We start from the raw sequence: 12,277 nt of genomic DNA, 5'->3' as shown, positions 1-12,277 counted from the left end.
TCAATCTATAACGATCATAAACGCGCAAAAATGGCGGACATTGAATGTTCGTGAGCGAAGACGATTGACAACGGCTGGATTTCAGCCAAGTATCGGGCACAAGAGGAGAGCCGATGCACGAACGTGAACGCCACCGCATTATCTTGAGCGCGATACAGGAGAAGCCTGTCGTAACCGTGCTGGATATTGCCGGGTTGACGGAGGCGTCCGAGGCGACGATCCGGCGCGATATTGCGGCGTTGCACCTGCAAGGCAAGTTGCGGCGGGTGCGCGGCGGCGCGGAAGCGTTGCATCCACCGCAGCTCGGTAACCTTGCGGGGCGGCCATTCCGGGTATCGGAAACGGAGCACGCGTCCGCCAAGCGCGCCATTGCACGCGCTGCTGTGGATTTGTGTGCGGAAGGTGACGCCATTATTATCAATGGCGGGACGACGACTTTCCAGATGGTGCACTTCATGGCGGCGCGCCGCTTGCAGGTCATGACCAATTCCTTCGCCATCGCCGAGCATCTGGTGAAGCATTCCAAAAGCACCGTGACGGTGCCGGGCGGCGCCATCTATCGCGAACAGAGCCTGATCCTGTCACCCTTTGACAATGACGCGACCCGGAATTTTTCGGCCCGGCGCATGTTCATGGGCGCGCAGGGGGTGGGACCGCTGGGAATTATGGAATCGGATGCGCTGATTATCCAAAGCGAGCAGAAACTGATCAATCAAGCCGATGAACTGGTGGTGATGGTTGATTCATCGAAGTTCGACCGGCGGTCCAGCCTGCTGTTATGTCCGCTGGAACGGGTCAGCACGATCATCACGGACGAAGGCATCAGCGATGCCTCCCGCACGATGATTGAAAACGCAGGAATTACGCTCGTTGTGGCGAAAGCGACGGCGGCGGGGAGAGAGACGGCCTCGTTGACGGCATGATGCCGGTTCGGGGATGATACATCGGGTTCATTGGGAGGAGACATTATGAACAGGTTCAAGACACTGGCCGCGGGCGTGGCCTTTGCAATCGCAACACTGGCGGCAGTTGGTATGGCCAACGCTGCCGATATAAAAATTGGTCTGGTGGCCAAATCGCTTGGCAACGGCTTTTTTGAAGCTGCCAACAAGGGCGCGCAGGAAGCAGCGAAAGAGCTAGGTGGTGTAGAGGTAATCTATACCGGCCCTACATCCACCACCGCAGAAGGCCAGATTGAAGTGATCAATGCGCTGATTGCGCAGAAGGTGGACGCAATCGCCATCTCCGCCAATGATCCGGATGCTGTGGTCCCGGCGCTGAAGCGCGCGATGAGCCGTGGTATCAAGGTCGTTTCCTGGGATTCCGGCGTGGCCGCAGAAGGCCGTATCATGCACCTGACGCCATCATCCAATGCGCTGATCGGCAAGATGTGCCTGCAACTGGTGAAAAACCATTTGCCCGATGGCAAGGGTGATTTTGCAATCCTGTCGGCCACAACGACCTCCACAAACCAGAATATCTGGATTGAGCAAATGAAGAAGCAGATGGGCGATTTTCCGGGCCTCAATCTCGTCACCACGGTTTACGGGGATGATCTGGCCGACAAAAGCTATCGCGAAGCACAGGGCATCCTGACGTCGCAGCCGAATGTGAAAGTTATCGTAGCGCCAACAACGGTGGGCGTGTTGGCTGCATCGCAGGCGGTAAAGGATGCGGGCAAGATCGGTCAAGTCTACGTGACGGGTCTGGGTCTTCCTTCGGAAATGGCCGGTGCGATCAAGTCCGGGGCGACCAAGGAATTTGCGATCTGGAACCCGATCGATCTTGGCTATTCCATTACAGAAATCGCCTATCATCTTGTCAAGGGCGATACGGACGCAGCGGTCGGCGCTGAAATCGAAGCCGGGCGCATGGGCAAGATCAAGGTAGGTGAAGGCGGCGAAGCGGCCATGGCCGACCCGTTCATCTACAACGCGTCGAACATCGACGAATTCTCTAAAGTATTTTGATGCGCATGGCGATCCGGTGGCACGTCACCGGATCGTCACCGGCTTGATCCGACCGGAGTGAACGAGGATCAACCAGATTATGCCTGAACATACGTCAACCTGGACTCCAACATGACCACAGCTCTTCGACAGCCAGCCGTCGACATGGCCGCTCCACGGCTGGAGATGCGCGGCATTTCCAAGATATTTCCGGGCATCAAGGCGCTGGACCGGGTCAATATTGCGCTGAAAGCCGGTGAGGTAACAGCGCTGATCGGGGAAAACGGCGCAGGAAAATCCACGCTCGTCAAAATTCTGACCGGCATCTACCAGCCTGACGAGGGTGAAATTTTGCTGGATAGCCAGCCGGTAACATTCACCAATGCGCAAGGCGCGATTGACGCCGGTGTGACAGCCATTCATCAGGAAACCGTGCTGTTTGATGATCTGACGGTGGGTGAAAACATCTATCTGGGTCATGCGCCGCGCACGCGTTTCGGGCTGATCGACTGGAAGACGATGAATACCAAGGCGGCCAGCCTGTTGCAGGCACTGGAAACGGAAATAGACCCGGCCATGCGGCTGCGGGACTTGTCGATTGCTCAGCGGCATCTGGTAGCCATCGCGCGGGCTCTGTCGGTGGAATCCGGCATTGTTATCATGGATGAGCCAACGGCGGCCCTGTCGCGCAAGGAAATTGACGACCTTTTCCGCATCGTGACGCGGTTGAAGGCGCAGGGCAAAGCCATTCTGTTTATCAGCCACAAATTCGATGAGGTCTACGAAATCGCGGAAAACTACGTGGTTTTTCGTGACGGGCAATCGGTGGGGGCAGGACAACTGGCCGATGCGGGCCAGAACGAAATCGTGCGCCTGATGGTAGGGCGAGATGTTGCCAAAGCTTTTCCCAAGGTGGATGTAGCCATCGGCAGGCCCGTTCTCACTGTTGAGAACTATTGCCACGAGACGGAGTATCGCGACATCTCGTTTGATCTGCGTCGCGGTGAAATACTTGGGCTGTATGGGCTGATCGGCGCGGGGCGGTCGGAAATTTGCCAGTCGCTGTTCGGCATTTCCCGGCCATCCAGCGGTCGCCTGACCATGGACGGCAAGGACTTAAGCATCCGCTCCTCGGCAGATGCCATTGCGGCTGGTATTGTCTATGTGCCCGAAGAGCGTGGCCGCCACGGGGTGGCGCTGCCCATGCCGATTTTTCAGAACATGTCCTTGCCGTCACTATCGCGCACGTCGCGCAGCGGTTTTCTACGCGCGGCGGAAGAACTCAAACTGTCGCGCACCTATGCGGAGCGGCTGGACCTGCGCGCGGCTGCCCTGTCTGTGCCTGTCGGCACGCTATCAGGTGGCAACCAGCAAAAGGTGGTGATCGGCAAATGGCTCGCGACCCGGCCAAAAGTAATCATTCTGGACGAACCGACCAAGGGGATCGACATCGGCTCCAAGGCGGCGGTGCACGGCTTTATCAGTGAACTGGCGGCGGAAGGGCTATCCATCATCATGATTTCCTCCGAACTGCCGGAGATATTGGGCATGTCGGACCGGGTGCTAGTCATGCATGAGGGTTTAAGTGCTGGCTTGTTCGAGCGAGACCAATTGAACGCCGAAACGCTGGTGCGCGCCGCAACTGGAAATATGCAGGGACAGGAATGAAACATCTGCTGAAAAACCGTGAAGTCCTGCTGGTCGTGATTATTGCTGTCATGATTGCCTTGTTCGCCACGCGGGCACCGGGCTTTGCCGGACCCAAAAACCTCGCCAATATCTTCAACGATACGTCTATCCTCATCATTCTGGCACTGGGGCAAATGACGGTTATCCTTACAAAATCCATTGATTTGTCAGTGGCCGCCAATCTGGCGTTTACCGGTATGGCGGTGGCCATGTTGAATGCAGCCTATCCTGCCCTGCCGCTGGTGCTGATCCTTGGTGTTGCCATTGGCATGGGAGCGGCTCTGGGCGCAATCAACGGCTATCTCGTTTGGGCGCTCGGCATTCCGCCGATTGTGGTGACGCTTGGAACGCTGACGATCTATCGCGGCATGGCCTTTGTTCTGTCCGGTGGAAGCTGGATCAATGCGCATCAGATGACGCCGACCTTTCTCAACACACCGCGCACCATGCTCCTGGGTCTGCCGGTGCTGGGCTGGGTTGCCATTCTGATCGTGGCACTGATGGTGTTCGTGCTGTCACGCACCGGCTTTGGCCGCGCGACCTATGCATCCGGTGGTAACCCGGTGGCGGCGACCTATGCGGGCATCGATGTGGGCCGAACCAAGTTCTACGCCTTTGTGCTGTCCGGTGCGCTGGCGGGTCTTTCTGGTTATCTATGGGTTTCACGCTACGCAGTTGCCTATGTGGATATTGCTGCCGGTTTTGAGCTGGACAGTGTGGCAGCCTGCGTGATCGGCGGCATTTCGATTGCCGGCGGCATTGGTTCCGTGGGCGGTGCGGTGCTGGGAGCGTTGTTCCTCGGCGTGATCAAGAATGCATTGCCGGTCATTGGCATCTCGCCTTTCGCGCAGATGGCTATTTCCGGTCTCGTGATCATTCTGGCGGTCATCTTTAATGCGCGTGCAGAGCGTAACCGGGGCCGCATGATTCTGCGCGCCCATTCGAAAGCAGAGGGTGGTGCATGAGCGCTTTGACGGACCCCACAAACAGCGACAGCGCCCAGACCCGCCGCGCCATACCGGACCGGCTGGGAACACCGTTCACCCGCATTCTGGCAAGCTGGGAAGTGTTGCTGCTGATTGTCGCGGTGGTGATTTTCATCGCCAATGCGTTCGCCTCCCCTTATTTCCTCAACGCGTGGAACCTGTCGGACGCAACCTTCAACTTTACGGAAAAAGCGTTGATCGCCTTCGCCATGGCGCTGCTGATTATCGCGGGCGAAATTGACCTGTCGGTGGCCGCCATCATCGCGCTGGCCTCAACCGCTATGGGTGCGGCGGCGCAGATGGGATTGGGCACACCTGCACTGGTTTTGATCGGGGTCGGTACCGGGCTTGCCTGTGGCGCGGTCAACGGTTTCCTTGTGTCCGGTTTGAAGCTGCCATCCATCGTTGTCACCATCGGTACGATGAGCTTGTTTCGCGGCCTATCCTACATGGTGCTAGGCGATAAGGCCTATGGCGGTTATCCGGCAAGCTTTGCCTATTTCGGGCAGGGCTATGTCGTCTGGGTGTTTTCTTTCGAGTTCGCGCTGTTTGCCGTAGCGGCTGTTGTGTTTGCTGTCCTGCTGCACGCAACCAATTTTGGACGTCAGGTCTATGTCATCGGAAACAACCCGTTTGCGGCGCGCTTTTCCGGTGTGCCAGTGGAGCGGGTCAAGTTCATTCTGTTTCTGCTCACAGGATTGATGAGCGGCATAGCGGCTGTGTGCCTGACCTCACGCCTTGGCTCTACCCGTCCCTCCATTGCTCAAGGGTGGGAGTTGGAAGTGGTAACCATGGTCGTGCTGGGCGGTATTTCGATCCTGGGCGGGTCCGGCACCATTGGTGGCGTCGTGATTGCGGCGTTCGTCATGGGGCTGGTGACATTCGGCCTTGGGCTTCTTAATGTCCCTGGAATCGTCATGTCGATTTTCATCGGCCTGCTGTTGATCATCACGATTGCGCTGCCCATCGTAGCGCGACGCATGAAGGGACGCAGCCTGCGATGAGTGAACGCTACGCATTTGTCATGAAACTGAACCCCGGCATGGAGGCCGAGTACAAGCGCCGCCATGATGACCTATGGCCGGAACTGAGGGAGCTTCTGCACGACGCAGGCGTTTCGGATTACTCAATCCATCTGGATCAACAGACCAACACGCTGTTCGGTGTTTTGACCCGCGCCGCGGGCCACTCCATGGACAGTCTGCCAGAGCATCCGGTGATGCAGCGCTGGTGGGCGCACATGGCCGATATCATGGAAACGAACGCTGATTGCTCGCCCGTCTCGCGGGACCTCGTGCCGGTGTTTTTTATGCCTTGAAGCATTCAAGGCATTTGCTAGAGGTAAAAGCGATCCCGCTTTTAATGGACATGCTTAGCCACGGCCAACATCGTTGAAGTGGTTTGGATCGATACCGAGGGTGCGCAGGTCGCGGTCTGTGGGGCGGCGACGGCCTTCGATAGCAGCTGCAGCCGTTGTGGCAGCACTGAACACGGCAAAGGCGCGTGTGAAGATGTTCTGACTATGTGTGTTACGGTTGCTCATGAGATGCCTCAAAGTGTTGATGGACTTAAGATGATCTTTCAAGCTTGCAGGCACAAGTTGCAGCTTTTCACATCTCCCATGCAAAAATGTAAGGCGCTTGATATAAGAGCAAGAAAAAGGCCGCGTCAAAAGAGCGGCCTTTTTTCATTCCAGATGGTATCGGCTGATTAGTCTTCGCTGGCAGCGAGATCCGACAGAACTTTGCCTTTACCGCGTGCTCGAAGGATCAGCGGTACGACCAACGCCGCTGCCGCGACTGCAAGAAGGACGGCGGCAATTGGCGAGGCCACCAACGTGGTCAGATCGCCCTGGCTGATTGCCAGCGCACGGCGCAATTGCTGTTCTGCCATGGGGCCAAGAATAAGGCCCACGACCACTGGTGCAATCGGGTAGCCGAAGATACGCATGACAAACCCAAGAAGCCCGAACGCAAGCAACATTCCGAGTTCAAAGACCGACGGGTTTGCGCCGATGGTGCCAAGGGTCGCAAACAGCAGAATGCCTGCATAAAGCCATGGTTTGGGAATGGTCAGAAGCCGTACCCAAAGGCCCACAAGTGGAAGATTCAGAACCAGCAGCATGAAGTTGGCAATCAACAGGCTGGCGATCAGCCCCCAGACCAGTTGCGGGTTGGTTGCAAACAGCAGTGGACCGGGTTGCAGACCGTATTGCTGGAAACCCGCCAGCATGATGGCGGCAGTTGCGGTGGTTGGTAGACCAAGCGTCAGCAGGGGCACCAGCGTGCCAGCCGCCGAGGCGTTGTTGGCCGCCTCGGGTCCCGCAACGCCTTCAATGGCACCGTGGCCGAACTCGTCCGGATGCTTGGTCAGCCGTTTTTCCGTGGCGTAGGACAGGAAAGTGCCGATTTCGGCACCGCCCGCGGGCATGGCACCGATTGGAAAACCAATCAACGTACCGCGCAACCATGGCTTCCACGAGCGCGCCCAGTCCTGTGCTGTCATCCACACAGAGCCGCGCACGGCTTCCACCTTGTCGGGACCCCGGTCGCCTTGTGCTGCGATGTAGAGGCTCTCCCCGATGGCAAACATGGCGACAGCCAGCGTCGTAACTTCGATCCCGTCCAGAAGATCGGGAATGCCGAAGCTCATGCGGGCCTGACCGGTCTGTTGATCAATGCCGATAATCGCAAGCGCAAAGCCGATGAACAGCGCGGTAAGACCGCGAAGTGTCGAATCCCCGAACGCTGAGGACACGGTGATGAAGGCCAGCACCATCAGCGCGAAATACTCACGCGGACCGAAGACAAGCGCGAACTTGACGATAAAGGGGGCAATGAACGCCAAACCCAGGGTAGCAATGAGGCCTGCCACAAAGGAGCCGATTGCAGCCGTGGCCAGCGCCGGTCCTCCACGGCCCGCCCGGGCCATTTTGTTGCCCTCCAGCGCGGTAACGATGGACGAGCTTTCGCCGGGGGTATTCAGCAGGATGGACGTGGTCGAGCCGCCATACATGCCACCGTAATAGATGCCGGCAAACATGATGAGCGAGCCAGCCGGATCGAGCTTGTAGGTCACCGGCAGCAGCAGCGCGACGGTGAGTGCCGGACCAATGCCCGGAAGCACACCCACGGCGGTGCCGAGGGTTACGCCAATCAGGGCATAAAGAAGATTCATCGGCTGACAGGCGACGACGATACCCTGGAGCAGAAATTCAAACGTAGCCATTGTGCCTCACGAGAAAAACAGCCGCTCAAGCGGGCCGGCTGGAAGCGAAAGCTGCAACAGCTTGGAAAAGATGATCCACACGACAAAGCAGATGACAATGCCGATTGGAATGGAGAACCACAATTTGCGCTTGCCAAAACCCCGCGCCGTCAACGCGAACAGAAGGCCTGTGGCAATCGAAAATCCAAGGGGTTTCAGCAGCAGCAATTGCGCCACAAGGCCCGCCACGATCCACAGCACCGGAGGCACATCAAGCTGCTCCATTTCCGGAAAGCCACCACGAAAGGCCGTGTAACCGGTGCAAAGCGCCAGAATGACAAGGCCCCCGGCGATGATGTTGGGCACGGTTGCGGGGCCGATGCGGGCATAGCTCGCCATGGCACTCAGGCGTGATGTATCCCAGAGAATCAGGCAGCCAAGGGCGAAGAGACAGAGGGCAATGACAAGAGCGGCCCTGTTGGGGCCGCTGCGTGTTGGCGTTTGAGGCGCGTCGATGCTCATTCAACCAGCCCGATTTCTTTCAGGACCGCTTCGGAGGATGCGATATCCTTGTCAAGCTGGGCTTTGAACGCATCTCCGGCCAGATAGGTATCCTGCCAGCCCTTGGTTTTCAAAAGCTCCTGCCAGCTGGCCGATTTCACAGTCTTTTCCACATCAGCGGAAATCACAGCCGTTTGCTCCGGTGTCAGGCCGGGGGCAGCCGCAACCATGCGCCAGTTCTCGACAACCACATCGAGGCCGGACTCTTTCAACGTCGGACCATCAACGCCCGCAATGCGCTCGGCACTGGTGACAGCCAGCAACCGCAAGGTGCCGGATTTGACCTGCGACTCAAACTCGCCATACCCGGAAATGCCAGCCGTTACCTGATTGCCCAGAATTGCGGCCAAAGCCTCGCCACCGCCGGAAAACGCGATATAGTTGATTTTCTTGGGGTCGACACCGGCCGCCTTTGCAACCAGACCCACGGCGATATGGTCCGTACCGCCCGCAGACCCACCGGCCCAGGATACCGCACCCGGATCGGCCTTCAGGGCGGCAATCAGGTCCGCAATGGTTTGAATGGGCGACGCGGCTGGAACCACAATGGCCTCGTACTCGCCGGTGAGGCGGGCAATCGGGGTTACATCCTTGAGGGTTACGGGTGATTTGTTGGTGAGAATGGCCCCGACCATGACATAGCCGCCGACGATCAGCGTATTCGGGTTGCCCTTGGCCTGGCTTGCAAACTGCGCAAGACCGATTGTGCCACCGGCGCCGGGTACGTTCTGTACCTGTACGTTGCCGGAAATGCCTTCTTCCTGCATGACCGTTTGCAGGGAACGGGCCGTCTGGTCCCAGCCGCCGCCGGGGTTGGCCGGTGCGATCAGCGTATAATCAGCTGCAAAGGCAGGCAGCGACAGAGCGCCCGCAACGAGAGATGCCAGAAAAAATTGTTTCACACTCTACTCCTCCATCAGGCGCAACAGATGCGCACAATCACAATGATGGGGGTGGCTTACGAACGCCTTTGGCAATTGTTTGGCATCAGTGGCTCCCCCCACTGTTCGGTGCCCTCCAAGGTGCCGAACAAGCTCCTGCTTACATTACCCAACATTCGCTGCGATGCAAAACATCTTTGACGCGGTTATGAACTTTAACGTCCGGGCCGCGTCAGAATAAATGTGCTGCTGCCCATCAGCGTTATACCCACCACGACCAAAACGATGGTTGAGGGCTGCACATAGAAAAGCAGAAGACAGTAGCTGGCGATGATCATAGCGATGGCCGTCATTTTCGCGCGCCGGGAGATCGCGCCCCGGGCACGCCAGTCTTGCAACGGCGGGCCCAAAGTTTTGTGGTTCAGCAACCAGCGTTCCAGGACCGGCGAGCCACGAGAGAAAAACCAGGCAGCAGCAAGCAGAAAGGGTGTGGTGGGCAACAGGGGCAGAAAAATACCAACGACGCCAAGAACAACCATAGCCCAACCGGCTGCCAGATAGAAAAGGCGCATATGTGTCTTTAACGGCGTCCGTTCATCTTGTGCATTCATGATGGTGAAGAACGCCGGCCCGTCAGGTGTGCCATGTGAATGCGGTAGAACACCGGCGCAACGGACGTTGTTCCGGGCGTGGTATCCGGCTTGATAGCCCCCGGCTCCCACCAGTTCGGTCTGCTCTGCAGCAGGGTCCATGCGTGGTGATGCGTTGTATGCAGTTCCGGCGTATCCGGCAGTTCTTCAAACCGGCCGGTGACGATGACACTGCGCCAGTCATGATCGGACTTCAGCTCCAGCACGGACAGGCAGACCTGCGGGTTGGCCCGCATCCATTCAATCTTTTGCCCAGGCATGGAAAAGCTGTAGAGGTAGGGATACTCACAGGCAAAGCGCACCGGCACGCTGTAGGGCTGGCCTTCCTGAGCGCAGGCCAGATGTCCGAGCGACGCCGAATTGACGAAATCAACGCATTCCTGCGGGGTGAGTTCGGTGAGCATGGTATCCTCCCAAAATCGGAATTATACGCCTTTTCAGGTGTGAAGGAATAGCACGGACGTTGGCTTCACGTGAAACAGATTGACTTGCGCCACCGAGGGTTCCAGTCTGTTCTCATTGCCACAACGAGGGGACGTGCATGTTTCTACTCTCGCATATGTTGAAGGCGTTTATTCAAAAGGGTCAACTGACCGTTATCGATGCCGAGGGGCAGCGGCACGTTTATTCCGGAACCGATGGCCCCGCCGTTACCATGCGGCTGACCGACAAGAAGCTTTATCGTTCACTGGTGCTGAATGCCGAGCTGGCGGCAGGCGAAGCCTATATGGATGGAACTATGCGGTTTGAAGAAGGATCGACCTTGCGCGACTTTCTTTACCTGTTTTCCATCAATCGCCTTTCACTGGGGTCGTATCCCATACAAAAATGGCTGCGGGCCGTGAAAATGCGCTTCCGCAAGCGGCAGCAGTCCAACAAAAAAGGCCAGGCGCAGCAGAATGTTGCGCACCATTATGATCTCGGCAATCCGTTCTATAAGTTGTTTCTCGATGAGAACATGCTCTATTCCTGTGGCTATTTTCGTAATCCCGAAGATACACTTGAGCAGGCCCAGCGCAACAAGCTGCGGCTGATTGCTGCCAAGCTCTGTCTTCAGCCCGGCATGCGGGTGCTGGATATTGGCTGCGGCTGGGGGGATATGGCGCTGTATCTGGCAGCCATCGCGGATGTTACCGTGTTGGGTGTGACACTATCCAAAGAGCAACAGGTGCTTGCAACGCAACGGGCAATCGATGCGGGCGTGGTCGATAGGGTGACATTTGAACTGAGGGACTACCGGGACGTTAACGCGCAGTTTGACCGGATCGTCTCCATCGGCATGTTCGAGCATGTCGGCGTACACCATTATGACGAGTTTTTTGCCAAGCTGAACACTTTGATGCCCGATGACGGTGTCGCGCTGTTGCATTCCATCGGTCATATGAGCCCGCCGGGAATGGCAAGCGCATGGCTGCGCAAATATATCTTTCCGGGCGCGTATTCTCCGGCCCTGTCAGAAGTGTTTGACGTTGTGGAGCGCAACAGCTTGTGGGTCACAGATCTCGAGTTTCTGCGCGTGCACTATGCGACCACGCTAGCCCATTGGGCGGAGCGGTTTGCGCAAAACCGTGATCAAGTGATCGCGCTCTATGATGAGCGTTTTGCGCGCATGTGGGAATTCTATCTGATCAGCGCTGAGATGATGTTTCGCACCGGCAGTCAGCTTGTGTTCCACATGCAGCTATCCCGCAAGCGGGATGCGGCACCGATTGTGCGTGATTACATCACTGATGATCAGCGCACCCTGATCGGGCGTGAGACGGCGTTGGGTATGCCCGTTGGCTCTGACATTGCACGGAAAGCTCCGGGCAACTTCCGCAACTTATGAGGGATGGCATGGCTATCATTCTGGGGGCAACGAGGACCAGCTATTGCAAATATCTCTACAGCAACATTTATACAGGTGATCCGCGTATACTTTACGTCATCGACAGCAAGCGAAGCGGCCTCTTCAAAGATGATGGCGACATGATGCCGTACGCTATGGCAGCGTGACTCTGCGTTTTCAGGTGCTGGCTTTGGGGTGATGATATGAGTTTGACAAACAGCGGCCTGGGTGAACCCACGCATGAGGAAATGACCGAGCGGTTGTTTCGCACCGGGCAGATACAGGATTTTGCGCAGCGCCTGCTGGATGATCCCGCCTGCCTGGCCGCCTTTCGGCGCGTCGGGATCGGCGGCGAATTTACGCCCGAGGAACAGATGCTGATCTACGACACGCATGGGCTGGCAGACAGTTTCGAGGATGTGAGCCCGATTGTCCGTCTGGATTATCAGGCGGTGCTGCAGGCGCTGGCGCGTCGCGTTGCGGTAGGCCGGTTCGACAGTGCTTTGAGCGAAGCGGCGAAAAGCTA

Annotated in this window: 15 protein-coding genes; 9 read left to right on the top strand and 6 right to left on the bottom strand. The window is 57.4% G+C overall.

The features are described from left to right. Nucleotides 1-113 precede the first annotated feature (113 nt). The 6 genes from IFT84_RS19460 (at nt 114) to rhaM (ending at nt 5,942) form a co-directional block, all read left to right on the top strand. Nucleotides 114-923, top strand: a complete 810-nt coding sequence (locus IFT84_RS19460; RefSeq protein ID WP_192122287.1) for a DeoR/GlpR family DNA-binding transcription regulator — start codon at nt 114-116, stop codon at nt 921-923. A gap of 45 nt (nt 924-968) precedes the next feature. Next, entirely contained in the window at nt 969-1,970 is a 1,002-nt protein-coding gene (gene rhaS / locus IFT84_RS19455; protein WP_192122286.1) for a rhamnose ABC transporter substrate-binding protein, read from the top strand. Between the two features lie 111 nt (nt 1,971-2,081). Then, nucleotides 2,082-3,617, top strand: a complete 1,536-nt coding sequence (locus IFT84_RS19450) for a sugar ABC transporter ATP-binding protein (protein WP_192122285.1) — start codon at nt 2,082-2,084, stop codon at nt 3,615-3,617. Next, nucleotides 3,614-4,603: an ABC transporter permease gene (locus IFT84_RS19445; protein WP_192122284.1), complete on the top strand. Its 990-nt coding sequence runs from the start codon at nt 3,614-3,616 to the stop codon at nt 4,601-4,603. Before IFT84_RS19450 ends, IFT84_RS19445 begins: the two co-directional genes overlap by 4 nt. After that, nucleotides 4,600-5,628: an ABC transporter permease gene (locus IFT84_RS19440; RefSeq protein WP_192122283.1), complete on the top strand. Its 1,029-nt coding sequence runs from the start codon at nt 4,600-4,602 to the stop codon at nt 5,626-5,628. The genes IFT84_RS19445 and IFT84_RS19440 overlap by 4 nt, the downstream gene beginning before the upstream one ends. Next, on the top strand, nt 5,625-5,942 hold the full coding sequence (gene rhaM, locus IFT84_RS19435; RefSeq protein WP_192122282.1) for an L-rhamnose mutarotase: 318 nt from the start codon (nt 5,625-5,627) through the stop codon (nt 5,940-5,942). The genes IFT84_RS19440 and rhaM overlap by 4 nt, the downstream gene beginning before the upstream one ends. Before the next feature lie 54 nt (nt 5,943-5,996). On the opposite strand, the gene IFT84_RS19430 is transcribed toward rhaM, so the two are convergent. The 6 genes from IFT84_RS19430 to IFT84_RS19405 form a co-directional block, all read right to left on the bottom strand. Beyond that, on the bottom strand, nt 5,997-6,167 hold the full coding sequence (locus IFT84_RS19430; protein WP_192122281.1) for a hypothetical protein: 171 nt from the start codon (nt 6,165-6,167) through the stop codon (nt 5,997-5,999). Between the two features lie 167 nt (nt 6,168-6,334). Then, nucleotides 6,335-7,852 carry a tripartite tricarboxylate transporter permease gene (locus tag IFT84_RS19425; protein WP_192122280.1) on the bottom strand — a complete coding sequence of 506 codons (1,518 nt, stop codon included), beginning with the start codon at nt 7,850-7,852 and terminating at the stop codon, nt 6,335-6,337. A gap of 6 nt (nt 7,853-7,858) precedes the next feature. Further along, complete coding sequence (locus IFT84_RS19420; RefSeq protein ID WP_192122279.1) at nt 7,859-8,353, bottom strand: tripartite tricarboxylate transporter TctB family protein; 495 nt, start codon at nt 8,351-8,353, stop codon at nt 7,859-7,861. Next, complete coding sequence (locus IFT84_RS19415; protein WP_192122278.1) at nt 8,350-9,294, bottom strand: tripartite tricarboxylate transporter substrate-binding protein; 945 nt, start codon at nt 9,292-9,294, stop codon at nt 8,350-8,352. Before IFT84_RS19415 ends, IFT84_RS19420 begins: the two co-directional genes overlap by 4 nt. 194 nt (nt 9,295-9,488) lie before the next feature. Continuing rightward, entirely contained in the window at nt 9,489-9,845 is a 357-nt protein-coding gene (locus tag IFT84_RS19410; protein ID WP_192122277.1) for a YbaN family protein, read from the bottom strand. Nucleotides 9,846-9,880: 35 nt separating this feature from the next. Further along, nucleotides 9,881-10,327, bottom strand: coding sequence for a pyridoxamine 5'-phosphate oxidase family protein (locus IFT84_RS19405; protein ID WP_192122276.1), 447 nt, complete (start codon nt 10,325-10,327; stop codon nt 9,881-9,883). Between the two features lie 137 nt (nt 10,328-10,464). On the opposite strand from IFT84_RS19405, the gene IFT84_RS19400 reads away from it, so the two are divergent. From IFT84_RS19400 to IFT84_RS19390, 3 genes are all read left to right on the top strand, one after another. Beyond that, nucleotides 10,465-11,751, top strand: a complete 1,287-nt coding sequence (locus IFT84_RS19400; protein WP_192122275.1) for an SAM-dependent methyltransferase — start codon at nt 10,465-10,467, stop codon at nt 11,749-11,751. 8 nt (nt 11,752-11,759) lie between these two features. Then, nucleotides 11,760-11,918: a hypothetical protein gene (locus IFT84_RS19395; RefSeq protein WP_192122274.1), complete on the top strand. Its 159-nt coding sequence runs from the start codon at nt 11,760-11,762 to the stop codon at nt 11,916-11,918. A 36-nt stretch (nt 11,919-11,954) separates the two neighbouring features. Next, a partial coding sequence (locus IFT84_RS19390) for a hypothetical protein (protein ID WP_192122273.1) occupies nt 11,955-12,277 on the top strand: 323 nt, incomplete at its 3' end.

The organism is Rhizobium sp. CFBP 8762, assembly GCF_014841565.1.
Classification (GTDB): Bacteria; Pseudomonadota; Alphaproteobacteria; order Rhizobiales; family Rhizobiaceae; genus CFBP-8762.
The sequence above is the reverse complement of the archived record's forward strand: the minus strand, read 5'-3'. Positions and strand labels throughout refer to the sequence as shown.